The sequence below is a fragment of the Neobacillus niacini NBRC 15566 genome (genome assembly GCF_001591505.1).
In the GTDB taxonomy this organism is placed as follows: Bacteria; Bacillota; Bacilli; order Bacillales; family Cytobacillaceae; genus Neobacillus; species Neobacillus niacini.
The window spans coordinates 24,738-50,997 of sequence record NZ_BCVA01000029.1 but is presented as its reverse complement, the minus strand read 5'-3'; the positions used below and the strand labels follow the sequence as shown (position 1 = coordinate 50,997).

Genomic DNA, 26,260 nt, shown 5'->3' with positions numbered 1-26,260 from the left:
CTCCATTATGATCGTAATAAGATTAATAATATCGTTAAAACAGCAAGAATTATAAGCTGCAGTGTATCCGCGAATTTCCAGCTCAATAGACGGTATTTTGTCCTTCCTTCACCGCCACGGTACCCTCGTGCTTCCATGGCAATGGCAAGCTCCTCAGCACGCTTAAACGAGCTGACAAAAAGAGGAATCAGTAATGGAATGACTGCTTTAATTCTTTCTTTCACTGGACCGCTGGAAAAATCTACTCCACGGGCGATTTGTGCCTTCATGATCTTGTCGGTTTCTTGCATAAGGGTTGGAATAAACCGTAGTGAAATGGACATCATCAGGGCCATTTCATGTACAGGAAAGCGAACTTTTTTCAATGGGTTTAATAGTGTTTCCAATCCATCTGTTATTTCTATGGGTGTTGTCGTTAATGTAAGCAGACTGGTCATTAAAATTAAGAAAAAGAATCTCATAGAAATAAAAATACCTTGTCTGACCCCTTCTTCATAAATCTTAATGGGGCCAAGCTCATACAGTAAACTTCCTTCTTTTGTGAAGAAAACTTGTAAGAGTAAAGTAAATAACACTAACCAGAGAACTGGCTTTAGTCCTGCATATAAAAATCGAACAGGTATTCGAGATAGTCCTAGCATTAAAAACGTATAAATTCCAATTAAAACATAGGTTAGAAAGTTGTTTGCTAGAAAAATAACACATACGAATAAGAAAATGATAATAAGCTTTGATCGCGGGTCCAATCGATGAACAAGACTCTCCGCGGGAACGTATCTCCCAATAATCATTTTTTCCATCATACCGGTGCACCTCTTAACAATTCTGCAACAGCGGATGATAGCTCCTCAATGGATAGATAAGTTGCTCCTAACTTAATCCCAAGCTTAACTTCCAGACTTCGTTGAAAACGGACAACTTCTGGTACATCTAGTCCCATATCGACCAGCTCTGAAACGGACGAAAAGATTTCTAAAGGTGTTCCTTGTTTTACAACGCGTCCTTGCTGCATAATGACAATTTGGTCTGCATACTTAGCTGCATCTTCCATACTATGTGTTACCAGTATAGTTGACAGGTTTCTCTCTTTATGAAGTGAATAAAACATATCCATGATCTCTTTACGACCACGAGGATCAAGACCTGCTGTCGGTTCATCTAAAACGAGACAATCGGGTTCCATCGCCAAAACACCAGCGATTGCTACACGTCGCATTTGCCCTCCAGACAAATCAAATGGAGACTTCTCTAATATCTCTTCGGTAAGTCCAACTTGTTTTAAAGCGCGCCGTGCCCTCTCTTTTGCTTCTCTCTCTGAGACACCAAAATTCATAGGGCCGAAAATAATATCCTTTTCAACCGTTTCCTCAAATAATTGATGCTCTGGAAATTGAAAAACAATCCCTACCTTTTGTCTAATCTGTTTTAAATTCTTATTCTTCTGCTTCGCTTTGACCTCATGGTTCCCAATCACTACAGTTCCTTCAGTCGGCAGCAGCAAGGCATTTAAATGCTGTAAAACAGTAGACTTTCCTGAACCAGTATGGCCAATTAACGCTACATATGTTCCCGTAGGGATGTCAATAGACACATCTTTAATAGCTAAACGTTCAAAAGGAGTGTTTGCTTGATAACGGTACTCTATATTTTGGAGTGATATGTCCATAGCTCATTCACCAACTCTTCTTCCGATAAATAGTGCTTTGATAGGTTGATTCCTTTTGCACGAAATGCATTACTCATTTTAATAGAGAAAGGAATATCCAGCCCAAGATGAACCAATTCATCATCCATTGAAAATATTTCCTCAGGACTGCCCTCGCGATATACCTCACCTTGATTCATCACAATAATCCGATCAGCTTTAGCAGCTTCTTCTAAATCATGTGTAATGGAAATGACCGTGAGGCCCTTCTCTTCCTTTAAGGCCCTTACAGTTTCTAAAACTTCCCCACGGCCTTTCGGATCGAGCATGGAAGTCGCTTCATCCAGGATAATGATTGACGGTCTCAATGCAAGAACACCAGCTATCGCAACACGCTGCTTTTGCCCGCCAGATAGATGGTGCGGCTCTTGATTAAGAAAATGATCCATTTTGACTTTTTTTAAAGAATCTTCAACCCTAAAGATCATATCATCCCTTGGGATTCCATGGTTTTCTAAACCAAAAGCCACATCATCCTGTACAGTAGTACCTACAAACTGATTATCTGGATTTTGAAAGACCATTCCTAACTTCTTTCTTATCTCCCAAATAGATTCTTCATCCAATTTAATTCCACAAACCATAATTTCACCCTGCTGCGGAAATTGTAATCCATTTAAAAGTTTTGCCGTCGTCGATTTACCAGAACCATTATGACCTACAATAGCTAACCATTCACCCTTATAGATATCAAAGTTAACATTTTGAAGAGCGTACCTATTTTGGTCTTCATATTGAAAAGACACATTCTTTAAGGAAACAACTGATTCCCTCATCAAAACCTTCTCCTCTCATCTCACCTATTCCTACCTATCTATGCATAGCTCGAAGAATACAAAAAAAGCCTGCACCTCCCCCTGGGCAGAAGAACGAGTAAATTCTGCCGCTAAACGGGTTTTCTCTAAAGAAATAGGAGGAGGTGCATGAGCTAGACGAGACGTGAAAAAGATAATTAAAAGGCTTACATTCATCTTTCCAAGGAGAAATACATTCTCCTTCAAGTGCCCTTCTAAAGAAGGGTCACGCTCATCATAACACTCTTTTTGGCTTGGTTCGTGTTTGATATAAAGTTTATCTTACAGAAAAAGGGCTCAAGAACAAGTTTGTAACTAAACTGTCCAGCGCCCTTGTTGTCTGTTAAAGGTATTAAACTAACTCGATAATTACCATTGGTGCACCATCGCCGCGGCGTGGTCCAAGTTTCATAATACGAGTGTATCCACCTTGGCGCTCTTGATAACGAGGAGCGATATCAGTGAAAAGTTTTTGTAATGCATCAGTACCTTTTTCAACATCAGCAACTTCATTACGAACGTAAGAAGCAGCTTGACGGCGAGCATGTAAATCACCACGTTTACCTAAAGTGATCATTTTCTCAACAGTACCGCGAATTTCTTTTGCACGTGTTTCTGTAGTTTCAATGCGCTCATTGATGATTAAGTCTGTAGTTAAATCACGAAGCATAGCTTTACGCTGTGCGCTTGTGCGTCCTAACTTTCTGTATGCCATGAAGGGTTCCCTCCTTTGTTGAAGTCATTAAACGGATTAGTTTTAAACTGAGAAATGACCTAATCAGTCATCCTTACGTAAGCCTAATCCAAGCTCTTCTAGTTTCGCCTTCACTTCTTCGAGTGATTTGCGGCCTAAGTTACGTACTTTCATCATATCTTCTTCAGTTTTATTAGCTAATTCCTGAACAGTGTTGATTCCTGCACGCTTTAAGCAGTTATATGAACGAACGGATAAATCAAGTTCTTCGATCGTCATTTCAAGGACTTTTTCTTTTTGATCCTCTTCTTTTTCGATCATAATCTCAGCATTTTGTGCTTCATCAGTTAATCCAACAAAGATATTTAAATGCTCAGTTAAAATCTTTGACCCAAGAGCAATTGCTTCTTTTGGCCCTGTGCTTCCATCTGTCCAAACATCAAGCGTTAGCTTATCATAGTTTGTCATTTGACCCACACGAGTATTTTCTATCTGATAAGACACACGAGAAACTGGAGTGAAAATAGAATCAATTGGAATCACACCAATCGGCTGATCTTCACGCTTATTTTGCTCAGCTGGTGTATAACCACGGCCTCGCTTAGCTGTTAAACGCATGCGTAGATGTCCGCTTGAAGCCAATGTTGCGATATGAAGATCTGGATTTAAGATTTCTACATCACTATCATGAGTAATGTTTGCTGCCTTAACAGGACCTTCACCTTGAACATCAATTTCAAGAGTTTTCTCTTCATCAGAGTAGATTTTTAAAGCTAATTTTTTAATGTTTAATATGATGGATGTTACATCCTCTACGACGCCTTCAATTGTTGAGAACTCATGAAGTACCCCATCGACCTGAATCGATGTAACAGCGGCACCTGGGAGTGAAGATAATAGGATACGACGTAAGGAGTTACCCAAAGTGGTACCATATCCACGCTCAAGTGGCTCTACGACGAACTTCCCGTACTTGGCATCATCGTTGATCTCAACCGTTTCGATTTTTGGTTTTTCTATTTCGATCATCAAATAACCCTCCTTCAAAACGTCGAAACCTCGACCAGTATTTTTACTAATCGAAATTCCCCCATGTATACGTTCCCGTTTTGTGCACAACAACTGGAATAATTTTTCAGTATAAATTACTAAAAATTAGTATCATATCCATTATAGACGCAGGATACAAATTCTATACAGAAAAATTAAACACGACGGCGTTTTGGTGGACGGCATCCGTTATGAGGAACTGGAGTAACGTCTTTAATAGCTGTTACTTCAAGACCTGCAGCTTGTAATGCACGAATAGCAGCCTCACGACCTGCACCAGGTCCTTTAACTGTAACTTCAAGAGTCTTCATACCGTGTTCAATAGATGTCTTAGCTGCAGTTTCAGCAGCCATTTGAGCAGCGAATGGAGTAGATTTACGAGAACCTCTAAATCCAAGCGCACCAGCACTAGACCAAGAAATTGCATTACCATGTACATCTGTAATTGTTACGATTGTATTGTTAAATGTTGAACGGATATGTGCAATACCTGATTCAATATTCTTTTTAACACGACGTTTACGTGTATTAGTTTTACGTGCCATTTAAATAACCTCCTTTGCCGATTACTTCTTCTTGTTCGCAACAGTCTTACGAGGACCTTTGCGTGTACGAGCGTTGTTTTTCGTGTTTTGTCCACGAACCGGTAAACCACGACGATGACGTAATCCGCGGTAGCAGCCAATCTCCATTAAACGCTTAATGTTAAGAGAAATTTCACGGCGAAGGTCACCTTCAACTTTTAATTTGTCGATGATATCACGGATTTTGTTTAATTCGTCTTCTGTTAAATCACGCACTCGAGTATCTTCAGAAACACCAGCTTCTGCTAATACCTTTTGTGCAGTATTTTTACCAATACCATAAATGTAAGTTAAAGAGATAACTACACGCTTTTCACGTGGAATATCTACACCAGCAATACGTGCCATTAGTTAGCGCACCTCCTTCAAGATTAACCTTGTTTTTGTTTATGTTTAGGGTTTTCACAGATAACCATGACTTTACCGCGTCTACGGATAACTTTGCACTTTTCGCAGATCGGCTTAACAGATGGTCTTACTTTCATTATCCTAACCTCCTTAGTAATACGGAGTGCAAGCAACTATTTAAAGCGGTAAGTAATTCTTCCGCGTGTTAAGTCATATGGAGAAAGCTCAACAGTAACTTTGTCACCCGGAAGGATGCGAATGAAGTGCATTCGGATTTTACCAGAAACATGAGCTAGCACGGTATGACCATTTTCTAATTCTACCTTAAACATTGCATTCGGCAAAGTTTCAAGTACTTTACCTTCAATTTCAATTACATCATCTTTGGCCATTAATTCGTCTCCCTTCTCTATTCAATTATTTCATTCGAAAAACGCTTAGCAAAGACTTTTCTTAGGTACAAAACAATAGCAACCTTTTAATATTAACATAATGTTCGTCTTCTGTCCGCAAGTAAATTCTACATTAGATGGAATATTGAATTCCACATGTAAGTCTTGCCCAACTCTCGGTCCTACATACTCAGCACAATAGAAAAGCCATTTACATCCACATACATCTGAAGCTTATTGAAGAGATGTTCGAGAGTCGATCTACGATAAAACTAATGGCCATTAACGTAAGTCCCTGACCAATTGCTGGATATCAGCAAATACTTTATTAATGTCCTGCTGACCATCAATAGTACGGAGGTAACCTTTTGTTTCATAGAAAGTAAGTAATGGTTCTTGTTGTTTGATATTAACGTCTAAACGATTTTGAACCGTTTCAGCATTATCATCTGCTCGTTGATAGAGCTCACCGCCACATTTGTCGCAAGTTCCCTCTTTTGCAGGAGGATTAAATACTAAATGATATGTTGAGCCGCATTCTTTACAAATACGACGACCTGTCAAACGATCCATTAAAATACTTTTATCTACATTTATATTAATGACATAGTCAATCTTTTTATCTAATTCAGATAATAGACTTTCCAAAGCTTCTGCTTGAGGTACCGTTCTAGGAAAACCATCAAGTAAAAAGCCTTTTTTACAGTCATCTTTACTTAACCGTTCACGAACAATGCCGATTGTTACTTCATCAGGAACAAGTTCGCCTTTGTCCATGAAAGACTTAGCTTCTAACCCTAATTCTGTTCCTTCTTTCATCGCTGCACGGAACATATCTCCAGTAGAGATATGAGGGATGCCGTATTGTTCGACGATTTGTTCGGCTTGAGTACCTTTACCAGCACCCGGAAGCCCCATTAATACTAAATTCACACGTGTTCCCCCTCGTGCTATTTATTGGTTTAGGGAACGTAAGTCCCCGAAACCATTTATTTAATAAAACCTTTATAATGACGTTTAACTAGCTGCGCTTCAAGCTGTTTCATCGTGTCAAGTGCAACACCGACTACGATTAGCAAGCTTGTTCCCCCAATTTGGGCTGATTGCGGTAAATTCGCCACATTGATAAAAATGATCGGAAGAATCGCAATTACCGTTAAGAAAATAGCACCCACAAATGTTAAACGATATAGTACCCGTGTTAAATATTCCTGTGTACTCCTGCCAGGTCTAATACCTGGTATATAACCGCTTTGTTTTTGTAAATTTTCTGCTGCTTGTTCAGGATTAACCTGAATAAAGGCATAGAAATACGTAAAAGCGATAATCAGTGCAGCATATAAAGTCATTCCAATTGGGTGGGAATAATCAAATACTCTTGTAATCCAAAGGGTTACATCATTCGTTGGAAAGAATGAAGCAACGGTTCTAGGAGTTACAATAAAGGAAACTGCAAAGATTACAGGGATTACACCAGCAGCATTCACTTTTAACGGCATATGAGTGGATTGTTGTGCCCCTGCATTACGTCCATTAATCGCTCTTTGTTTCGCATACTGGATAGGAATTTTTCTTGTTGCCTGTTGAATGAAAATAGTACCTACAACAATCGCAATTACCGCTAAGAGAATTAAAAGAACCGTAATAATACGGAGGAATAATTGCTCACCAGCATTTTCAAACTGCTGTACATAAATCTGATTGACTGTATTAGGAATACTTGCAACGATACCAGCAAAGATGATAATGGAAATACCATTTCCAACACCCTTTTCAGTAATTTGCTCTCCTAACCACATCAGAAATGCAGTACCAGCCGTTAAAACAACTGCTATTAATAAATAAGTACCAATTCCAGGGTTTTTAATCAATTGTCCACTTGCCATATTATTAAAGCCGTAAGACATACCTAAAGCTTGAATAAAGCCAAGCACAATTGTGAAATACCGTGTAAACTGAGCTAACTTCCGACGACCAGCATCCCCTTGCTTTGACCATTCCGTAAATTTCGGAACTACATCCATTTGTAAAAGCTGAATAATAATGGAAGCAGTGATATAAGGCATAATACCCATAGCAAGGATGGAGAAGTTTTGCAACGCTCCACCACCAAAGGTATTCAAGATCCCAAAAACACTTAGTTTATCTTGTGCTGCCAGAATTTCAGCATTTACATTCGGAACAGGAATAAAACTGCCTAGTCGAAATACGATTAACATTAAAAGAGTAAAAATAATTTTTCTTCTAATTTCAGCCACGCGCATAAAATTGGAGATTGTCTGGAACATTAGATCACCTCAGTAGTTCCACCTACAGCTTCAATTGCTTCTTTGGCGGTAGAGGAGAATTTATGAGCTTTAACAGTAAGTTTTTTCTCTACGTTCCCTTTTGCAAGAATCTTGATTCCTGCCTTTTCGTTCTTAACTAAACCAGTTTCAATTAGAAGTTCTGGAGTAACTTCTGTACCCTCTTCAAACTGATTAAGAACATCAAGGTTAACAATCGCAAATTCTTTACGGCTGATGTTAGTAAAACCACGTTTTGGTAAACGACGGAATAAAGGTGTTTGACCACCCTCGAATCCAAGACGGACACCGCCGCCGGAACGAGCATTTTGACCTTTATGACCTTTACCAGCAGTCTTACCTTGACCAGAACCGATACCGCGTCCTAAACGTTTACGTTCTTTACGAGAACCCTCAGCAGGTTTTAGTTCATGAAGTTTCATATTGGCACCTCCTTATGAAAGAAAAACAATCAATTATTGTTCTTTAACTGTTACAAGGTGAGCAACTTTTGTAATCATACCGCGGATGGCAGCATTATCCTGGTGCTCAACTGTTTGATTTAATTTACGTAAACCTAGAGCAGTAACTGTCGCGCGTTGGTCTTCAGGACGACCAATTACGCTGCGGTTGAGGGTAATTAATAGTTTGTTTGCCATTTGATTTCCCTCCTTATCCTAGCAGTTCTTCTACTGATTTACCACGTAGCTTAGCTACGTCTTCAGCACGTTTTAATTGTTTTAGACCATCAATCGTTGCACGTACCATATTAATTGGAGTGTTAGTTCCTAGTGATTTAGAAAGGATATCTCCTACCCCGCCTAATTCAAGAACAGCACGGACTGGACCGCCGGCGATAACTCCTGTACCTTCAGATGCAGGCTTCAATAGAATTTCACCAGCACCAAAACGTCCAATAACTTGGTGAGGAACAGTAGTTCCAACCATTGGTACTTCGATTAAGTTCTTCTTAGCATCTTCGATTGCTTTACGAATCGCATCTGGTACTTCTTGAGCTTTACCAGTACCGAAACCAACATGACCGTTTTTATCTCCAACTACTACTAGAGCAGTAAAGCGAAAACGACGACCACCCTTAACAACTTTCGCTACACGGTTAACCGTTACAACGCGTTCTTCTAGTTCGAGTTTGTTTGGATCAATACGACGTATCATTTATGTGTCCCTCCTTTGTCTATTAAAATTGTAAGCCGTTTTCACGGGCTGCATCAGCTAGTGCTTGGATGCGTCCATGATAAAGGTATCCTCCACGGTCAAATACAACAGCAGTGATACCTTTTTCTACCGCACGTTTAGCGACTAATTCTCCGACCAACTTAGCTGCTTCAACATTGCTTGTAGATTCAAGGTTAAGATCTTTTTCAATAGTAGAAGCACTTGCTAAAGTAACTCCACTCATGTCATCGATTAATTGAGCATATAAATGCTTGTTTGAACGAAACACATTTAGACGTGGACGAGCTGCAGTACCGCTAAGTTTCGCACGAACACGAGCATGTCTCTTCTTGCGACTAGCATTTTTGTCAAGCTTCGTAATCATTTACGTCACTCCTTTCGTTTACCTATGCGGCATTACTTACCAGTTTTACCTTCTTTACGACGAACAAATTCGCCTTCGTAACGAATTCCTTTGCCTTTATAAGGCTCTGGAGGACGAACTTGACGGATATTGGCTGCTAAGGCGCCAACACGTTCTTTGTCAGTACCTTTAATCGTAATCTTTGTATTAGCAGGTACTTCGACTTCAAGACCGCTTTCAGGTTCAATCTCAACTGGGTGAGAATATCCAACGTTTAATACAAGCTTGTTACCTTGCTTTTGAGCACGGTATCCAACCCCGATTAATTCTAATTTTCTTTCGAAGCCCTTGGAAACACCTTCAACCATGTTCGCGATTAACGCACGAGTTGTTCCGTGCAATGCGCGATGTTCTTTCACATCAGTTGGACGAGTGATCGTAACAAGGTTTTCTTCGATTTTAATTTCGATATCTGGATTAAAAGAGCGAGTAAGTTCGCCTTTTGGTCCTTTTACAGTAACAGTACTATTGTTTAAAGTAACAGTTACTCCTGCAGGGATTTCAATAGGTTTTTTTCCTACGCGAGACATTCAGTGCACCTCCATTCATTCAGAAACTATATTACCAAACGTAAGCTAATACTTCTCCGCCCACTTGTTTTGCACGAGCTTCTTTATCAGTAATAACACCATTTGAAGTTGATACTAGTGCGATACCAAGACCGTTAAGGACACGTGGCACCTCAGTAGATTTTGCGTAAACTCTAAGTCCAGGCTTGCTTATGCGCTTAAGACCTGTGATAACACGTTCGTTATTTGAACCGTACTTTAAGAAAATACGGATGATACCTTGTTTATTGTCTTCAATAAATTCGACGTCACGAACGAAACCTTCGCGCTTTAAGATTTCAGCGATTTCTTTTTTAATATTAGAAGCAGGTACTTCTAACTTTTCGTGACGCACCATGTTCGCATTACGAATGCGAGTAAGCATATCAGCAATTGGATCTGTCATGACCATTATTTTTACCTCCTTCCCAGACTTGGGTTTTACCAGCTGGCTTTTTTAACACCAGGAATTTGTCCTTTGTACGCTAATTCGCGGAAACAAATACGACAAAGCTTAAATTTACGGTATACAGAGTGTGGACGGCCACAACGTTCGCAGCGTGTATACTCTTGTACTGCATATTTAGGCGTGCGCTTTTGTTTCGCAATCATTGACTTTTTAGCCACGTTTTCGCCTCCATTATTTAACGATTACTTTTGGAACGGCATTCCAAATTGAGTTAACAGTTCACGTGCTTCTTCATCAGTGTTAGCAGTGGTTACGATAACGATATCCATACCACGAACCTTGCTTACCTTATCGTAATCAATTTCTGGGAAGATTAATTGTTCTTTAACACCCAAAGTGTAGTTACCACGACCATCGAATGATTTCTTAGAAACACCACGGAAGTCACGAACACGAGGTAAAGAAACAGAAACTAATTTATCCAAGAATTGATACATGCGCTCACCGCGAAGTGTAACTTTAGCACCGATCGGCATACCTTCACGAAGACGGAAGCCAGCGATTGATTTCTTAGCACGAGTTACTACAGGCTTTTGTCCTGTAATTGTTGCTAGTTCTTCAACAGCATTATCTAAAGCTTTAGCATTTGCTACTGCGTCACCAACACCCATGTTAATAACAATTTTATCAAGTTGAGGAACTTGCATTACTGATTTATAGTTGAACTTGCTCATAAGAGCAGGAGTAACTTCTTTTACAAACTTTTCTTTTAGGCGGTTCACTTATTGTACCTCCCTTCTAAATTTTAGACTATTTATCTAATACTTCACCGGATTTTGCTACGCGTACTTTTTTGCCATCAACCGTTGTGAAACCAACACGAGTTGGGTTACCAGACTTAGGGTCGATAGGCATAACGTTTGATACATGAATTGGTGCCTCAAAGCTCATAATTCCGCCTTGTGGATTCACTTGAGAAGGTTTAGTGTGTTTTTTCACGATGTTTACACCTTCTACTAGTACACGGCTATCTTTAGGATAGGCTGCTAGGATTACTCCTGTTTTGCCTTTATCCTTACCGGAGATAACTCTTACTTTGTCACCCTTTTTAACATGCATTCGTAAGCACCTCCTTAAAGGCAATATTTATATTATAGTACTTCTGGAGCCAAGGATACGATTTTCATAAAGTTGTTATCGCGAAGTTCACGAGCAACTGGTCCGAAGATACGAGTTCCACGTGGGCTCTTATCATCCTTGATAATTACACATGCGTTTTCATCGAAACGAATGTATGATCCATCAGGTCGACGAGCACCGCTTTTCGTACGAACGATAACAGCCTTAACAACGTCACCTTTTTTAACAACGCCACCAGGTGTTGCTTGTTTCACTGTACAAACGATAACATCACCAATACCCGCTGTTTTACGGCCTGAACCACCAAGAACTTTAATGGTAAGTACCTCACGAGCACCAGAGTTATCAGCAACTTTTAAACGTGATTCTTGTTGAATCATGTGTGTAACCTCCCTTCGGAATAGAGCATTTATCCGAACAATTAAATAATAACTGCTTTTTCTGTAACTTCAACTAAACGGAAACGTTTAGTAGCTGAAAGCGGACGAGTTTCCATGATACGTACGATATCGCCGATTTTTGCTTCATTTTGCTCATCATGAGCTTTAAACTTTTTAGAGTATTTAACGCGTTTACCGTAAAGAGGATGCTTTTTGTAAGTTTCGACTAAAACAGTAATGGTTTTATCCATTTTGTCAGAAACCACGCGTCCAGTGTAAACTTTGCGCTGATTACGTTCACTCATTTTGTGAACCTCCTCTCATTTATTACTTGTTAACGCTGATTTCTCTCTCACGAATCACAGTTTTCATACGAGCAATCGCTTTGCGTACTTCACGAATGCGAGCTGTATTTTCAAGTTGACCAGTCGCTAATTGGAAGCGAAGGTTGAAAAGCTCTTCTTTTAAAGATTTAACTTTTTGTTCAATTTCGGCAGTGGTAAGGTCTTTAATTTCATTAGCTCTCATTTGATTCACCACCAATTTCTTCACGTTTTACAAACTTACATTTAACTGGAAGTTTGTGCATAGCAAGACGTAGTGCTTCACGTGCTACTTCTTCAGAAACACCAGCAATTTCAAACATTACTTTTCCAGGTTTAACAACAGCTACCCAGCCTTCAGGTGCCCCTTTACCGGAACCCATCCGAACTTCTAGAGGTTTAGCAGTATATGGCTTGTGAGGGAAAATTTTAATCCAAACTTTACCGCCACGTTTCATGTAACGAGTCATTGCAATACGAGCAGCTTCGATTTGGCGGTTAGTGATCCAAGAAGCTTCAGTAGCTTGTAGGCCGAATTCACCGAATGTTACTTCAGTGCCACCTTTAGCGTTACCACGCATTTTCCCACGGTGTTGACGGCGATATTTAACGCGTTTTGGCAATAACATATTATTTGCCTCCTTCCGCAGATTTCTTCTTAGTAGGAAGGACTTCTCCCTTATAGATCCATACTTTTACGCCAAGCTTACCATAAGTAGTATCAGCTTCAGCATGAGCATAGTCGATATCAGCACGAAGAGTATGAAGTGGAACAGTTCCTTCGCTATATTGTTCTGAACGAGCAATATCTGCGCCGCCTAGACGACCTGATACCATTGTTTTGATACCTTTAGCTCCTGCACGCATAGCACGTTGAATAACTTGCTTTTGTGCACGACGGAAAGATACACGATTTTCTAATTGACGAGCAATATTTTCAGCAACTAATTTCGCATCAAGGTCAGCTCTTTTAATTTCAAGAATGTTGATGTGAACACGTTTGCCAGTTAATTGATTTAAAGCTTTACGAAGTGCTTCAACTTCAGTACCGCCTTTACCGATAACCATACCAGGCTTAGCAGTATGAACTGTTACATTCACACGGTTAGCCGCACGTTCGATTTCTACTTTAGAAACAGAAGCATCTTTCAAACGCTTCGTGATATACTCACGAATTTTAAGGTCTTCGTGTAAAAGATCAGCGAAGTCTTTACCAGCGTACCATTTAGATTCCCAATCTTTAATGATTCCGATACGCAAACCGACTGGATTTACTTTTTGACCCACAGGTTATCCCTCCTTCTTTTCTGATAGAACGATTGTGATGTGGCTAGTGCGTTTGTTAATCTGACTTGCACGGCCCATTGCGCGAGGACGGAAACGTTTCAACGTTGGTCCTTCATCTACAAAAGCTTGAGTTACAACCAAGCTATTAACGTCCATTTCATAATTATGCTCGGCATTTGCCATAGCAGATTTCAATACTTTTTCCACGATTGGAGAAGCAAACTTTGGAGTGTGATTTAAAATCGACACCGCTTCACCAACTTGCTTTCCTCGAATTAAATCTACGACTAAACGTGCTTTACGAGGAGCAATACGAACTGTTCTTGCAACAGCTTTAGCTTGCATTTGGATGCCCTCCTCTCTTAACGTCTGGTTTTCTTATCATCATTACCATGGCCTTTGTAAGCACGAGTTGGAGCAAATTCTCCAAGCTTGTGTCCTACCATGTCTTCAGTAACATATACAGGCACATGTTTGCGACCATCATAAACTGCGATAGTGTGGCCGATAAATTGTGGGAAGATCGTAGAACGACGTGACCAAGTTTTAACAACTTGCTTACCTTCAGTTTCATTTAACTTTTCGATCTTAACCATTAAATGATCATCAACAAATGGTCCTTTTTTAAGGCTGCGACCCATGGATGAACCTCCCTTCGTGATTGTTCTACGGCTCGTTCTTTGAACCGTAGTTCAACCCCGTTATTTTTTACGACGACGTACAATAAACTTGTCGGATTTATTTTTCTTCTTACGAGTTTTGAATCCAAGAGTTGGTTTACCCCATGGAGACATTGGTGATTTACGTCCGATTGGTGAACGTCCTTCACCACCACCGTGTGGGTGATCGTTAGGGTTCATAACAGATCCACGTACTGTTGGGCGTTTGCCTAACCAGCGTGAACGTCCTGCTTTACCAATGTTGATAAGTTCGTGCTGCTCATTTCCTACTTGACCGATTGTTGCACGGCACTCAGCAAGAATCATACGAACCTCACCAGAATTTAAACGTACAAGTACGTATTTACCTTCTTTACCAAGAACCTGTGCTGAAGTACCAGCAGAACGAACTAATTGTCCACCCTTACCAGGTTTTAATTCGATGTTGTGTACTACTGTACCAACAGGAATGTTTGCTAATGGTAATGCATTACCTACTTTAATATCAGCCTCTGGGCCAGACATTACTTCCATACCTACTACTAGGTTTTTTGGAGCTAGGATATAACGCTTTTCACCATCTACATAATTGATTAGTGCAATATTTGCGGAACGGTTTGGATCGTACTCGATAGTGGCAACGCGTCCAGGAATGCCATCTTTGTTACGTTTAAAGTCAATGATACGGTATGAACGCTTATGGCCGCCACCTTGATGACGAACAGTTAACTTACCTTGGTTATTACGGCCGCCTTTTCTCTTTAAAGGTGCTAATAGAGATTTTTCTGGTGTGCTAGTAGTGATTTCTGCGAAATCAGATACTGTCATACCGCGACGACCATTAGAGGTAGGTTTGTACTTTTTAATCGCCATTTTATTCCCTCCTCTTCTTGTTAGTTTTTATTAAGCTTCAAAGAATTCAATTTCTTTGCTATCAGCAGTTAATTTTACAATTGCTTTACGACGTTTGTTTGTGTAACCACCGAATTTACCCATGCGCTTGAATTTACCTTTATAGTTCATGATGTTAACTTTTTCTACTTCAACGCCAAAGATCTCAACGATCGCATCTTTAACTTGAGTTTTGTTAGCTCTCACATCAACTTCAAACGTATATTTCTTTTCAGCCATTAGGTCAGTAGAACGTTCAGTGATAACGGGGCGCTTAATGATATCGCGTGCATCCATTATGCAAGCACCTCCTCTACTTTTTCAACTGCAGCTTTCGTCATGATTAATTGATCATGATTTACAACATCAAGAACATTGATTCCGTCAGCAGTTACAACTGTTACACCAGGGATGTTACGAGCAGACAATGCTACGTTCTCATCTAGGTCAGCAGTTACGATAAGAGCTTTCTTCTCAACAGAAAGGCCACCTAATACTGTTTTGAATTCTTTTGTTTTTGGTGCGTCGAAAGCTAGGCTTTCTAATACTAAAATGTTTTCTTCTAATACTTTAGAAGATAATGCTGATTTAATCGCTAAGCGACGTACCTTCTTAGGTAATTTGTAGCTATAGCTGCGTGGTGTTGGACCAAATACAGTACCACCTCCGCGCCATTGTGGAGAACGGATTGACCCTTGACGAGCACGACCAGTTCCTTTTTGACGCCATGGTTTACGTCCACCGCCGCGTACTTCAGAACGAACTTTTACTTTATGAGTTCCTTGACGTAAAGAAGCTCTTTGCATAACAATCGCTTCAAACAATACGTGTTGGTTAGGTTCGATACCAAATACTGATTCATTAAGTTCGATTTCACCAACTTGAGATCCGTTTTGGTTAAATAATGAAACTTTAGGCATTCTTTTGTTCCTCCTTTCTTATGAAGATATTACGCTTTTACCGCACTTTTAATCTTTAATAATGCTTTTTTAGGTCCAGGAACGTTACCCTTGATTAATAACAAGTTACGCTCAACATCTACCTTTACGATTTCAAGGTTTTGTACAGTAACTTGTTCTCCACCCATACGTCCAGGTAATAATTTACCTTTAAATACACGGTTTGGAGCTACAGGTCCCATTGAACCAGGACGACGGTGATAACGTGAACCGTGAGCCATTGGGCCGCGTGATTGTCCGTGACGTTTGATAACGCCTTGGAAACCTTTACCCTTTGAGATTCCTGTTACATCTACAACATCGCCAGCAGCGAAAATATCAACTTTGACTTCTTGACCAACTTCATATCCTGTTACGTCTAATCCGCGGAATTCGCGAACGAAGCGCTTAGGAGTAGTGTTTGCTTTAGCAACATGTCCTTTTTCTGGTTTGTTGGAAAGCTTTTCGCGTTTGTCTTCAAAACCAACTTGAATAGCTTCATAACCGTCGCTATCAACTGATTTCTTTTGAAGAACTACGTTCTGAGCAGCTTCAACTACAGTTACTGGAATTAAGTTGCCGTTTTCTGCAAATACTTGAGTCATACCAATCTTTCTTCCTAAGATTCCTTTGGTCATTTAAGTCACACCTCCTATAATATTTGGTTATTTATTTTTACTAAAGTTTAATTTCAATATCAACACCAGATGGTAAGTCTAAACGCATTAACGCATCAACTGTTTGTGGAGTTGGGTTAACGATGTCGATTAGACGCTTATGAGTTCTCATTTCGAACTGCTCACGAGAATCTTTGTACTTATGCACCGCACGAAGGATCGTGTAGATTGATTTCTCAGTCGGTAGTGGAATCGGACCAGAAACGGCTGCACCTGAACGCTTTGCTGTTTCAACGATTTTTTCTGCAGACTGATCAAGAATTCTGTGATCATAAGCTTTTAAACGGATACGAATCTTTTGTTTTGCCATTATTTTCCCTCCTTTATTCGCCTATTTTAAAAATAGACATTCTCAGTGAAAATTTCCCACACACTCGCCATGGCAAAGCGGCCGGGTGTGTCAGCAACCTTTCACATCATCGCAGTCAAAGACCAACATTGTCTATTATACATAATAGATTAGGCAAACGCAACATTTTTTTATAAAATCTTTTTTGTTACGTTTAGCACACTTTTATTATTATAGCGACCTGTTTATGTAATTTCAATAGATAATATCATTCTCCAGAAATAACCTTTAATATCGCTTTATTTTTTGAAAGTTCTCTCTATATTAATAGAAGAAACTCGATTAATCTATAGGCTGTTTATTTGATCTCCAGAACCTATCGAAAGTTAAATAAAAAATGGTTAACCAGAAATATCTAGCTCACCTTATATTACGAAGCGGAGACTTTCCGGTTAAATTCAGAATGGAGCTGAATTCTGGGCAAATAAAGGGAGGTTTTCCGGTTATCCAAAGAAATATTATCCAAATACACACTTTTCAGGTCAATAGGCGGAATCTCTCCGTTTATTTAAGCTATTTTTTATAATAATTACAAATTAAGCGGATTTACTCCGTCTAATTTGATTTCTTATAAATTGCCAACAACCTTTAAATAGCTAAATATAAAAAGCAGCTGGATCGTCACCCAGCTGCTTCCCTTATAACTGATAATTAAATTATTCAGTGATAGTTGTGATTGAACCAGAACCTACTGTACGGCCACCTTCACGAATTGAGAACTTAGTTCCTTCTTCGATTGCAACTGGAGCGATAAGCTCAACAGTCATTTCAATGTGGTCACCAGGCATAACCATTTCTACGCCTTCTGGAAGATTACAAATACCAGTAATATCAGAAGTACGGAAATAGAATTGTGGACGGTAGTTAGTGAAGAATGGAGTGTGACGTCCACCTTCTTCTTTTGATAAAACGTAAACTTGTGCTTTAAACTTTGTGTGTGGAGTGATTGATTTTGGCTTAGCCAAAACTTGTCCACGCTCGATTTCTTCACGTGCTACACCACGAAGAAGAGCACCGATGTTATCTCCAGCTTCAGCAAAGTCAAGAAGCTTACGGAACATTTCTACACCAGTTACAGTAGTAGATTTTGGCTCTTCAGTGAAACCTACGATTTCAACTACGTCACCAACTTTAACTACACCACGCTCAACACGTCCTGTAGCAACAGTTCCACGACCAGTGATTGAGAATACATCCTCAACTGGCATCATGAAAGGCTTATCTGTGTCACGAGTTGGTTGTGGAATCCACTCATCAACTGCGTTCATTAGTTCAAAGATTTTTTCTTCCCATGCTGCGTCGCCTTCTAGAGCTTTAAGAGCAGAACCTTTGATAACTGGAGTGTCATCGCCAGGGAAATCGTATTCAGATAATAGGTCACGAATTTCCATTTCTACTAATTCAAGAAGTTCTTCGTCATCAACCATATCACACTTGTTCATGAATACAACAAGGTAAGGTACGCCTACCTGACGAGAAAGAAGGATGTGCTCACGAGTTTGTGGCATTGGACCATCAGTTGCAGATACAACTAGGATACCGCCGTCCATTTGAGCAGCACCAGTGATCATGTTTTTAACATAGTCAGCGTGTCCTGGGCAGTCTACGTGTGCATAGTGACGGTTGTCAGTTTCATACTCAACGTGCGCAGTAGAGATTGTGATTCCACGCTCTTTTTCTTCTGGAGCACCATCGATTTGATCATATGCACGAGCTTCTGCTTTACCAGATTTAGCAAGAACAGAAGTGATTGCAGCTGTTAAAGTTGTTTTACCATGGTCAACGTGACCAATTGTACCAATGTTAACGTGTGGCTTAGAGCGGTCGAATTTAGCTTTACCCATTAGGAAAATCCTCCTTTAATTTAAAAAAGTTAAGTATATTAGATGGAAACTGTAAATAGGTTATTCCAATTTCACAGCTTCCATTGTTACATAAGTAGTTATACTTTATTAAAAGGCGAAAATCAATTATTCGCCTTTATTTTTTTTGATAATTTCTTCAGAAACTGATTTTGGTACTTCTTCATAGTGATCAAAGTGCATAGAGAATACTCCACGACCTTGTGTACTTGAACGAAGTGCAGTTGCATAACCAAACATTTCTGAAAGTGGAACTTGAGCACGAACTACTTGTGCATTACCACGAGCTTCCATACCCTCAACACGTCCACGACGTGCAGTGATTTGACCCATAATGTCACCTAGATACTCTTCAGGGATTACAACTTCAACCCTCATCATAGGTTCTAGGATTACAGGCTTACACTTTGAAGCAGCGTTTTTAAGTGCCATTGAAGCAGCGATTTTAAACGCCATTTCAGAGGAGTCAACATCATGGTAAGATCCATCAAACAATCTTGCTTTAATATCAACTAGTGGATATCCAGCTAGAACACCACGTTGCAGGGCGTCTTCTAGTCCAGCTTGAACCGGAGCGATGTATTCACGTGGAACAACACCACCAACGATACCATTTTCGAACTCGAATCCTTTACCTTCTTCATTAGGTGAGAATTCGATCCAAACGTGTCCATATTGTCCACGACCACCAGATTGACGAGCAAACTTACCTTCAACCTGTGCAGAAGCACGGAAAGTCTCACGGTAAGCTACCTGTGGAGCACCTACGTTAGCTTCAACCTTAAATTCACGACGCATACGGTCAACAATGATATCAAGGTGAAGTTCTCCCATACCTGCAATGATTACTTGTCCAGTTTCCTGGTCAGTATGCGCACGGAATGTTGGATCTTCTTCTTGAAGTTTTTGAAGTGCAGTCGTCATTTTATCTTGGTCAGCTTTTGATTTAGGTTCAACAGAAAGTTGGATTACTGGCTCAGGGAATTGCATAGACTCTAGGATAACAGGGTTTTTGTCATCACAAAGTGTATCCCCAGTAGTTGTATCCTTCAAACCTACAGCTGCAGCAATGTCACCTGCGAAAACCTTAGAGATTTCTTGGCGGCTGTTTGCATGCATTTGCAGGATACGTCCGATACGCTCACGCTTTCCTTTTGTAGAGTTTTGGACATATGATCCAGACTCTAAAGTACCAGAGTAAACACGGAAGAATGTTAATTTACCAACATAAGGGTCTGTCATAACTTTGAACGCTAGAGCTGAGAAAGGCTCTTCGTCACTTGAATGACGTTCTACTAATTCCTCTTCATCATCCACTGCATGCCCTTTAATCGCAGGAACATCTAATGGAGATGGAAGGTAATCAATAACTGCGTCTAACATTAATTGAACACCTTTGTTTTTGAAAGCAGATCCACAAATAACAGGATAGAATTCTACATTAACAGTACCTTTACGAATACCAGCTTTAAGTTCTTCGATGGTGATTTCTTCACCGCCAAGGTATTTTTCCATTAACTCTTCATCTAATTCTGCTACAGCTTCAACTAACTTTTCACGCCATTCTTCAGCTAATTCACGGTAGTCTTCAGGAATTTCTCCTACTTCGATATCAGTTCCTAAGTCATTACTGTAGAAAACAGCTTTCATTTCTACAAGGTCGATGATTGCAGAGAACTGATCTTCCGCACCGATTGGTAACTGAATTGGGTGGGCATTCGCTTGCAAACGTTCGTGTAATGTTTTTACAGAATACAAGAAGTCTGCACCGATTTTGTCCATTTTGTTTACAAATACTACACGTGGTACGCCGTAAGTTGTTGCTTGACGCCAAACAGTTTCAGTTTGAGGTTCAACACCAGATTGCGCATCAAGTACAGCTACCGCACCATCAAGAACACGAAGGGAACGTTCAACTTCAACTGTGAAGTCTACGTGTCCTGGAGTATCAATGATGTTTACGCGATGGCCTTTCCACGATGCAGTTGTTGCTGCGGATGTGATTGTGATTCCGCGTTCTTGCTCTTGCTCCATCCAGTCCATCTGAGAAGCACCTTCATGTGTTTCACCGATTTTATGAATTTTACCAGTGTAATAAAGGACACGCTCAGTGGTCGTCGTTTTACCGGCATCGATGTGTGCCATGATGCCGATATTACGAGTATTTACTAAGGAGAACTCTCTTGCCATGGGTCTTTCTCCTTCCTAGTATAGAAGTTTTTATATTAAAGGTAATCCTACCAACGATAGTGAGCAAACGCTTTGTTTGCTTCTGCCATTTTGTGAGTATCTTCACGCTTCTTAACAGATGCACCAGTGTTGTTAGCTGCATCCATGATTTCGTTTGCTAAACGCTCTTCCATTGTCTTTTCACCGCGAAGACGCGCATAGTTTACTAACCAGCGAAGACCAAGAGTTGTACGACGATCAGGACGTACCTCAACTGGTACTTGGTAGTTTGCTCCACCTACTCGGCGTGCTCTTACCTCAAGTACTGGCATGATATTCTTCATTGCTGCTTCGAAAATTTCCATTGGCTCTTTGCCAGAGCGTTCACGGATTGTTTCAAATGCAGAGTAAAGAATTTCTTGTGATTTACCTCTTTTACCGTCAACCATCATTTTATTGATTAGACGAGTAACTAATTTAGAATTGTAAAGTGGATCTGGTAACACGTCTCTTTTTGCTACAGGACCTTTACGTGGCATTTAATTTCCTCCTTTCAAACAAGCTTTCTATTTAAACTGTTTTATTTCTTAGCTGCTTTTGGTCTCTTAGTACCATATTTAGAACGACCTTGCATACGGTTGTTAACTCCAGCCGTATCAAGAGCACCACGTACGATGTGATAACGTACCCCCGGTAAGTCTTTTACACGTCCTCCACGAATAAGAACAACACTGTGCTCTTGAAGGTTGTGGCCAATACCAGGAATGTATGCAGTCACCTCAATACCGTTTGTCAAACGTACACGTGCATATTTACGTAACGCTGAGTTCGGTTTCTTTGGAGTCATTGTACCAACACGAGTACATACTCCGCGTTTTTGTGGTGAAGTTACATTTGTTTGTGATTTTTTGAAGCTGTTGTAACCTTTGTTAAGCGCAGGTGATTTTGACTTTTCCTCTTTAGATTGACGAGGCTTGCGCACTAATTGGTTAATAGTAGGCATGTTACTTTTCCTCCCTTCATTATTTGTAGACCCACACATCCAGGTGGTTCATTTTTGTGCAAAAAACAAAGTCCTTGCAGATCTTCTATCTACAAAAACAGTTTTTAACGGATAATTACGACAGTTGAAGCACCAACTTCTATTCCACATGCTTTCCCGAGTTTTTTCATCGAGTCAACATAGATGATTGGGATGTTCAATTCTTGAGCTAGTTTCACTACTGCTGCTGTAACTTTTGTTTCAGCGTCACTTGCAATGATCAACTCACTTGCGGTTCCATCCTTTAGTACTTTAACTGTTTGTTTAGTTCCTATAACAATCTTAGTTGCCTGTAATACTTTTTCATAAGACATTTATCATATCCTCCAAAGTATCAGGTGAATAGGAGCACCTTTGATATAATACCATCTTAAAAAATAGATGTCAACAAAACTTTCAACTTTTTATGAATAGACTATCTTTAAAATGCGGTACTCGCATTTTAAGCGGGCACCGCACATTTTAACTTTTAATCAATTGCAACTGTTTCTTCGGAGGTTGTATCCCTTAAAACAGGTTCTGCTTTGCGATAACGCTGCATACCTGTTCCTGCAGGAACTAGCTTACCGATGATAACATTTTCTTTTAAGCCGAGTAATTCATCACGTTTACCTTTAATTGCAGCATCTGTAAGAACTCTTGTAGTTTCTTGGAATGATGCAGCGGACAGGAATGAGTCAGTTTCAAGTGACGCTTTCGTAATTCCCAGTAATACAGGACGTCCAGTAGCTGGTAACTTACCTGCTAACAATGCTTTTTCGTTTGCATCTGTGAATTGGTGAATATCTAATAGTGTACCAGGAAGTACATCTGTTTCACCCGCATCACTTACGCGAACCTTACGCATCATCTGACGAACCATTACTTCTACGTGCTTATCGCCAATTTCAACACCCTGCATACGGTATACCTTTTGAACTTCGCGGAGTAAGTATTCTTGAACAGCAGTAACATCTTTTACTTTAATTAACTCTTTAGGGTCAATTGAACCTTCTGTTAATTCCTGACCACGAGCAATTTGATCATTAACTGCAACTTTTAGACGTGCTGTATATGGAGCATTATACGTACGTGATTCAATATCACCTTGAACAATAATCTCATGCTGACGATCACGTCCTTCATTAATACCAACAACCACACCGTCAATTTCAGAAATAACCGCTTGACCTTTAGGATTACGAGCTTCAAAAATTTCTTGAATACGCGGTAAACCTTGGGTAATATCGTCTCCTGCTACACCACCTGTATGGAATGTACGCATGGTTAACTGTGTACCAGGTTCACCAATTGATTGGGCTGCAATAATACCAACTGCTTCCCCAACTTCAACTTCTTGACCTGTTGCCAAGTTACGTCCATAACACTTCTTACATACACCATGACGGGTATTACATGTAAACGCAGAGCGAATCTTCACCTCTTCGATTCCAGCACCAACGATTGTTTCAGCTAGATCCTCCGTGATTAGCCCATTTTCTGGTACTAATACTTCTTTTGTTTCAGGATGTCTAATTGGGTTACGAGCATAACGGCCAATTAAACGTTCATCTAATCCTTCGATTACCTCTGTACCATCTTTTAAGGAACGAATTAACAAACCACGATCAGTACCACAATCATCTTCACGGACAATGACATCTTGTGCAACGTCAACTAGACGACGTGTTAAGTAACCAGAGTCAGCAGTTTTTAATGCTGTATCGGCAAGACCTTTACGCGCACCGTGTGTAGAGATGAAGTACTCTAATACTGTCAGACCTTCACGGAAACTTGATTTAATTGGTAATTCGATGATACGTCCAGCCGGGTTGGCCATCAAACCACGCATACCAGCAAGCTGTGTAAAGTTAGATGCGTTACCACGGGCACCGGAATCACTCATCATGAAAATTGGATTCGTTTTATTTAACGATTTCATCAGTTTTCCTTGAATGTTATCCTTAGCCGCACTCCATATAGCAATAACACGATCATAACGTTCGTCTTCCGTAATTAATCCACGACGGAACTGCTTCATAACGTTATCAACCTTGCTTTGTGCCTCATGAAGAATTTCTTGCTTTTCCGGTAATACTACGATATCAGCGACACCGACAGTAATACCTGCTTTTGTAGAATATTTAAATCCTAAGTCCTTCATACGGTCTAGCATTTTAGACGTTTCAGTGATTTTGAATCGTTTAAATACTTCTGCAATGATATTTCCAAGGATTTTCTTTTTGAACGGGTCTACTATAGGCATTTCTTTAATTCTAGCTGGAACATCTTCACCTTTTTCAACAAAGTACTTGGCAGGTGTTTCCACCTCTAAGTTTTGTCTCGTTGGTTCATTGATATAAGGGAATGACTTTGGAAGAATTTCATTAAAAATAAGTTTACCCACAGTCGTAATAAGCAGCTTATTGTTTTGTTCTTCTGTTAAGGTTTCATTTCCTAGTGAACCAGCATGGACTGCAACACGAGTGTGCAGATGAACATAGCCATTTTGATAAGCAACTAATGCCTCGTTCGTATCTTTAAAGATCATACCCTCTCCGACAGCGTCTTCTCTTTCAAGAGTTAAGTAATAGTTACCTAGTACCATATCCTGAGAAGGTGTTACAACTGGCTTACCATCTTTAGGGTTCAAGATATTTTGAGCTGCAAGCATTAATAGTCTAGCTTCTGCTTGTGCTTCAGATGAAAGTGGAACGTGAACAGCCATTTGGTCACCGTCAAAGTCCGCATTGTACGCTGTACATACAAGAGGGTGAAGGCGAATCGCTCTTCCTTCAACAAGTGTAGGTTCAAATGCCTGAATTCCAAGTCTATGAAGTGTTGGGGCACGGTTTAATAAAACTGGGTGCTCACGAATAACATCTTCAAGTACATCCCATACTTCAGGAGATACTCTTTCAATCTTACGTTTTGCAGATTTAATATTATGGGCTAACCCTTTTTCTACAAGTTCCTTCATAACAAATGGCTTAAATAATTCAAGAGCCATTTCTTTCGGAAGACCACATTGGTACATCTTTAAGTTAGGACCAACAACGATAACGGAACGACCAGAATAGTCAACACGTTTACCAAGTAAGTTTTGACGGAAACGCCCTTGTTTCCCTTTTAACATATGGGAAAGTGACTTTAATGGACGGTTACCTGGACCCGTTACCGGACGACCACGGCGGCCATTATCAATTAATGCGTCTACTGCTTCTTGAAGCATACGCTTTTCGTTTTGAACGATAATACTTGGAGCACCAAGATCCAACAAACGTTTTAGACGATTATTACGGTTAATTACTCGACGGTATAAATCGTTTAAATCGGATGTCGCGAATCTTCCTCCATCCAACTGTACCATTGGACGAAGCTCCGGAGGAATAACAGGAAGAACATCAAGAATCATCCATGATGGCTCATTTCCAGAGTTACGGAATGCTTCCAACACTTCAAGGCGTTTGATCGCACGAGTACGACGCTGGCCTTGAGCTGATTTTAACTCTTCTTTTAATGCGTCAACCTCTTTATTTAAGTCGATATCAGAAAGAAGTTTTTTAATCGCTTCCGCACCCATGGCTGCTTGGAATTTATTGCCGTACTTTTCACGGTATGCACGATATTCCTTTTCTGATAAAAGTTGTTTCTTATCAAGAGCAGTATCGCCTGATTCTGTTACAACATAAGAAGCAAAGTAAATAATTTCTTCTAATGCCCTAGGAGACATATCTAATACTAGTCCCATACGGCTAGGGATGCCTTTAAAATACCAAATATGAGAAACAGGAGCAGCTAGCTCAATATGCCCCATACGTTCACGACGAACTTTAGCACGTGTTACTTCAACACCACATCGATCACATACAACACCTTTGTAACGGACACGCTTATATTTACCGCAGTGACATTCCCAGTCCTTTGTAGGACCAAAAATTCTCTCACAGAATAAACCATCCTTTTCAGGTTTCAATGTACGATAGTTAATCGTTTCTGGCTTCTTTACTTCTCCAAAAGACCAAGAACGGATTTTATCCGGTGATGCCAGACCAATCTTCATATACTCAAAATTATTAACATCCAGCAAGGGGCCTACCTCCCTTTCTATCTAGACAATCATTAGCTGAAGCACACTTAGGTGCTTCAGCTAAG

Annotated in this window: 38 protein-coding genes; all 38 read right to left on the bottom strand. The window is 40.0% G+C overall.

What is annotated here, in order from left to right; all coding sequences use genetic code 11:
- Positions 1 to 5: 5 nt before the first annotated feature.
- Positions 6 to 803, bottom strand: a complete 798-nt coding sequence (locus BANA01_RS19140; RefSeq protein WP_034676150.1) for an energy-coupling factor transporter transmembrane component T family protein — start codon at positions 801 to 803, stop codon at positions 6 to 8.
- Entirely contained in the window at positions 800 to 1,666 is an 867-nt protein-coding gene (locus BANA01_RS19135; RefSeq protein ID WP_034676148.1) for an energy-coupling factor ABC transporter ATP-binding protein, read from the bottom strand. Before BANA01_RS19135 ends, BANA01_RS19140 begins: the two co-directional genes overlap by 4 nt.
- A complete protein-coding gene (locus tag BANA01_RS19130; protein ID WP_034676146.1) occupies positions 1,642 to 2,481 on the bottom strand; it encodes an energy-coupling factor ABC transporter ATP-binding protein in 840 nt (279 codons plus the stop codon). The genes BANA01_RS19135 and BANA01_RS19130 overlap by 25 nt, the downstream gene beginning before the upstream one ends.
- A 370-nt stretch (positions 2,482 to 2,851) precedes the next feature.
- Complete coding sequence (gene rplQ / locus BANA01_RS19120) at positions 2,852 to 3,214, bottom strand: 50S ribosomal protein L17 (protein ID WP_034676140.1); 363 nt, start codon at positions 3,212 to 3,214, stop codon at positions 2,852 to 2,854.
- A 63-nt stretch (positions 3,215 to 3,277) separates the two neighbouring features.
- Positions 3,278 to 4,222, bottom strand: coding sequence for a DNA-directed RNA polymerase subunit alpha (locus BANA01_RS19115; protein WP_034676137.1), 945 nt, complete (start codon positions 4,220 to 4,222; stop codon positions 3,278 to 3,280).
- 176 nt (positions 4,223 to 4,398) lie between these two features.
- Positions 4,399 to 4,788 (bottom strand): 30S ribosomal protein S11, encoded by a 390-nt coding sequence (gene rpsK / locus BANA01_RS19110; protein WP_024027886.1) that lies wholly within the window; start codon positions 4,786 to 4,788, stop codon positions 4,399 to 4,401.
- A 21-nt stretch (positions 4,789 to 4,809) separates the two neighbouring features.
- Positions 4,810 to 5,175, bottom strand: coding sequence for a 30S ribosomal protein S13 (gene rpsM / locus BANA01_RS19105; RefSeq protein ID WP_026565543.1), 366 nt, complete (start codon positions 5,173 to 5,175; stop codon positions 4,810 to 4,812).
- A gap of 23 nt (positions 5,176 to 5,198) precedes the next feature.
- Positions 5,199 to 5,312 carry a 50S ribosomal protein L36 gene (rpmJ, locus tag BANA01_RS19100; RefSeq protein WP_000868344.1) on the bottom strand — a complete coding sequence of 38 codons (114 nt, stop codon included), beginning with the start codon at positions 5,310 to 5,312 and terminating at the stop codon, positions 5,199 to 5,201.
- Positions 5,313 to 5,348: 36 nt separating this feature from the next.
- Positions 5,349 to 5,567, bottom strand: coding sequence for a translation initiation factor IF-1 (infA, locus tag BANA01_RS19095; protein ID WP_034676129.1), 219 nt, complete (start codon positions 5,565 to 5,567; stop codon positions 5,349 to 5,351).
- A 282-nt stretch (positions 5,568 to 5,849) separates the two neighbouring features.
- The gene (locus tag BANA01_RS19090; RefSeq protein WP_034676127.1) at positions 5,850 to 6,500 is read right to left on the bottom strand and encodes an adenylate kinase; all 651 of its coding nucleotides are present in this window, start codon (positions 6,498 to 6,500) and stop codon (positions 5,850 to 5,852) included.
- A 56-nt stretch (positions 6,501 to 6,556) separates the two neighbouring features.
- Positions 6,557 to 7,855, bottom strand: a complete 1,299-nt coding sequence (gene secY / locus BANA01_RS19085; RefSeq protein ID WP_034676125.1) for a preprotein translocase subunit SecY — start codon at positions 7,853 to 7,855, stop codon at positions 6,557 to 6,559.
- Positions 7,855 to 8,295 carry a 50S ribosomal protein L15 gene (gene rplO, locus BANA01_RS19080; protein WP_034676123.1) on the bottom strand — a complete coding sequence of 147 codons (441 nt, stop codon included), beginning with the start codon at positions 8,293 to 8,295 and terminating at the stop codon, positions 7,855 to 7,857. Before rplO ends, secY begins: the two co-directional genes overlap by 1 nt.
- 33 nt (positions 8,296 to 8,328) lie before the next feature.
- The gene (rpmD, locus tag BANA01_RS19075) at positions 8,329 to 8,511 is read right to left on the bottom strand and encodes a 50S ribosomal protein L30 (RefSeq protein ID WP_034676120.1); all 183 of its coding nucleotides are present in this window, start codon (positions 8,509 to 8,511) and stop codon (positions 8,329 to 8,331) included.
- Between the two features lie 13 nt (positions 8,512 to 8,524).
- On the bottom strand, positions 8,525 to 9,025 hold the full coding sequence (gene rpsE, locus BANA01_RS19070) for a 30S ribosomal protein S5 (RefSeq protein WP_082799596.1): 501 nt from the start codon (positions 9,023 to 9,025) through the stop codon (positions 8,525 to 8,527).
- 25 nt (positions 9,026 to 9,050) lie between these two features.
- Positions 9,051 to 9,413: a 50S ribosomal protein L18 gene (gene rplR / locus BANA01_RS19065; RefSeq protein WP_034676115.1), complete on the bottom strand. Its 363-nt coding sequence runs from the start codon at positions 9,411 to 9,413 to the stop codon at positions 9,051 to 9,053.
- A gap of 32 nt (positions 9,414 to 9,445) precedes the next feature.
- On the bottom strand, positions 9,446 to 9,982 hold the full coding sequence (gene rplF, locus BANA01_RS19060; RefSeq protein ID WP_034676111.1) for a 50S ribosomal protein L6: 537 nt from the start codon (positions 9,980 to 9,982) through the stop codon (positions 9,446 to 9,448).
- Between the two features lie 31 nt (positions 9,983 to 10,013).
- Complete coding sequence (gene rpsH / locus BANA01_RS19055) at positions 10,014 to 10,412, bottom strand: 30S ribosomal protein S8 (protein ID WP_034676109.1); 399 nt, start codon at positions 10,410 to 10,412, stop codon at positions 10,014 to 10,016.
- Between the two features lie 29 nt (positions 10,413 to 10,441).
- The gene (locus BANA01_RS19050; RefSeq protein WP_034676107.1) at positions 10,442 to 10,627 is read right to left on the bottom strand and encodes a type Z 30S ribosomal protein S14; all 186 of its coding nucleotides are present in this window, start codon (positions 10,625 to 10,627) and stop codon (positions 10,442 to 10,444) included.
- A 24-nt stretch (positions 10,628 to 10,651) separates the two neighbouring features.
- On the bottom strand, positions 10,652 to 11,191 hold the full coding sequence (rplE, locus tag BANA01_RS19045) for a 50S ribosomal protein L5 (protein ID WP_034676105.1): 540 nt from the start codon (positions 11,189 to 11,191) through the stop codon (positions 10,652 to 10,654).
- Between the two features lie 28 nt (positions 11,192 to 11,219).
- Positions 11,220 to 11,528 carry a 50S ribosomal protein L24 gene (gene rplX, locus BANA01_RS19040; protein WP_034676103.1) on the bottom strand — a complete coding sequence of 103 codons (309 nt, stop codon included), beginning with the start codon at positions 11,526 to 11,528 and terminating at the stop codon, positions 11,220 to 11,222.
- A 32-nt stretch (positions 11,529 to 11,560) separates the two neighbouring features.
- Positions 11,561 to 11,929: a 50S ribosomal protein L14 gene (rplN, locus tag BANA01_RS19035; protein WP_034676100.1), complete on the bottom strand. Its 369-nt coding sequence runs from the start codon at positions 11,927 to 11,929 to the stop codon at positions 11,561 to 11,563.
- Between the two features lie 41 nt (positions 11,930 to 11,970).
- The gene (gene rpsQ, locus BANA01_RS19030; RefSeq protein WP_034676097.1) at positions 11,971 to 12,234 is read right to left on the bottom strand and encodes a 30S ribosomal protein S17; all 264 of its coding nucleotides are present in this window, start codon (positions 12,232 to 12,234) and stop codon (positions 11,971 to 11,973) included.
- A gap of 22 nt (positions 12,235 to 12,256) precedes the next feature.
- On the bottom strand, positions 12,257 to 12,457 hold the full coding sequence (gene rpmC, locus BANA01_RS19025; protein WP_034676094.1) for a 50S ribosomal protein L29: 201 nt from the start codon (positions 12,455 to 12,457) through the stop codon (positions 12,257 to 12,259).
- Positions 12,447 to 12,881, bottom strand: a complete 435-nt coding sequence (gene rplP / locus BANA01_RS19020) for a 50S ribosomal protein L16 (protein WP_034676090.1) — start codon at positions 12,879 to 12,881, stop codon at positions 12,447 to 12,449. Before rplP ends, rpmC begins: the two co-directional genes overlap by 11 nt.
- Before the next feature lies 1 nt (position 12,882).
- A complete protein-coding gene (gene rpsC / locus BANA01_RS19015; RefSeq protein ID WP_034676088.1) occupies positions 12,883 to 13,539 on the bottom strand; it encodes a 30S ribosomal protein S3 in 657 nt (218 codons plus the stop codon).
- A 3-nt stretch (positions 13,540 to 13,542) separates the two neighbouring features.
- A complete protein-coding gene (rplV, locus tag BANA01_RS19010) occupies positions 13,543 to 13,884 on the bottom strand; it encodes a 50S ribosomal protein L22 (protein WP_034676086.1) in 342 nt (113 codons plus the stop codon).
- 17 nt (positions 13,885 to 13,901) lie between these two features.
- The gene (gene rpsS, locus BANA01_RS19005; protein ID WP_026574091.1) at positions 13,902 to 14,180 is read right to left on the bottom strand and encodes a 30S ribosomal protein S19; all 279 of its coding nucleotides are present in this window, start codon (positions 14,178 to 14,180) and stop codon (positions 13,902 to 13,904) included.
- Positions 14,181 to 14,240: 60 nt separating this feature from the next.
- Complete coding sequence (rplB, locus tag BANA01_RS19000; RefSeq protein ID WP_034676082.1) at positions 14,241 to 15,071, bottom strand: 50S ribosomal protein L2; 831 nt, start codon at positions 15,069 to 15,071, stop codon at positions 14,241 to 14,243.
- 30 nt (positions 15,072 to 15,101) lie between these two features.
- Positions 15,102 to 15,386 (bottom strand): 50S ribosomal protein L23, encoded by a 285-nt coding sequence (gene rplW / locus BANA01_RS18995; RefSeq protein WP_034676080.1) that lies wholly within the window; start codon positions 15,384 to 15,386, stop codon positions 15,102 to 15,104.
- Positions 15,386 to 16,009 (bottom strand): 50S ribosomal protein L4, encoded by a 624-nt coding sequence (gene rplD / locus BANA01_RS18990; protein ID WP_034676078.1) that lies wholly within the window; start codon positions 16,007 to 16,009, stop codon positions 15,386 to 15,388. Before rplD ends, rplW begins: the two co-directional genes overlap by 1 nt.
- A 29-nt stretch (positions 16,010 to 16,038) precedes the next feature.
- Positions 16,039 to 16,665 (bottom strand): 50S ribosomal protein L3, encoded by a 627-nt coding sequence (gene rplC, locus BANA01_RS18985; RefSeq protein ID WP_034676075.1) that lies wholly within the window; start codon positions 16,663 to 16,665, stop codon positions 16,039 to 16,041.
- 40 nt (positions 16,666 to 16,705) lie between these two features.
- Positions 16,706 to 17,014 (bottom strand): 30S ribosomal protein S10, encoded by a 309-nt coding sequence (gene rpsJ, locus BANA01_RS18980; protein ID WP_034676072.1) that lies wholly within the window; start codon positions 17,012 to 17,014, stop codon positions 16,706 to 16,708.
- A gap of 695 nt (positions 17,015 to 17,709) precedes the next feature.
- Entirely contained in the window at positions 17,710 to 18,897 is a 1,188-nt protein-coding gene (gene tuf / locus BANA01_RS18975; protein ID WP_034676069.1) for an elongation factor Tu, read from the bottom strand.
- A gap of 126 nt (positions 18,898 to 19,023) precedes the next feature.
- Positions 19,024 to 21,105, bottom strand: coding sequence for an elongation factor G (fusA, locus tag BANA01_RS18970; RefSeq protein ID WP_034676066.1), 2,082 nt, complete (start codon positions 21,103 to 21,105; stop codon positions 19,024 to 19,026).
- 47 nt (positions 21,106 to 21,152) lie between these two features.
- Positions 21,153 to 21,623, bottom strand: coding sequence for a 30S ribosomal protein S7 (rpsG, locus tag BANA01_RS18965; RefSeq protein ID WP_034676063.1), 471 nt, complete (start codon positions 21,621 to 21,623; stop codon positions 21,153 to 21,155).
- Between the two features lie 41 nt (positions 21,624 to 21,664).
- Entirely contained in the window at positions 21,665 to 22,087 is a 423-nt protein-coding gene (gene rpsL / locus BANA01_RS18960) for a 30S ribosomal protein S12 (RefSeq protein ID WP_034676061.1), read from the bottom strand.
- Positions 22,088 to 22,191: 104 nt separating this feature from the next.
- Entirely contained in the window at positions 22,192 to 22,440 is a 249-nt protein-coding gene (locus tag BANA01_RS18955) for a 50S ribosomal protein L7ae-like protein (protein WP_034676058.1), read from the bottom strand.
- Positions 22,441 to 22,595: 155 nt separating this feature from the next.
- Positions 22,596 to 26,195, bottom strand: a complete 3,600-nt coding sequence (rpoC, locus tag BANA01_RS18950; protein WP_034676056.1) for a DNA-directed RNA polymerase subunit beta' — start codon at positions 26,193 to 26,195, stop codon at positions 22,596 to 22,598.
- Between the last annotated feature and the right edge of the window lie 65 nt (positions 26,196 to 26,260).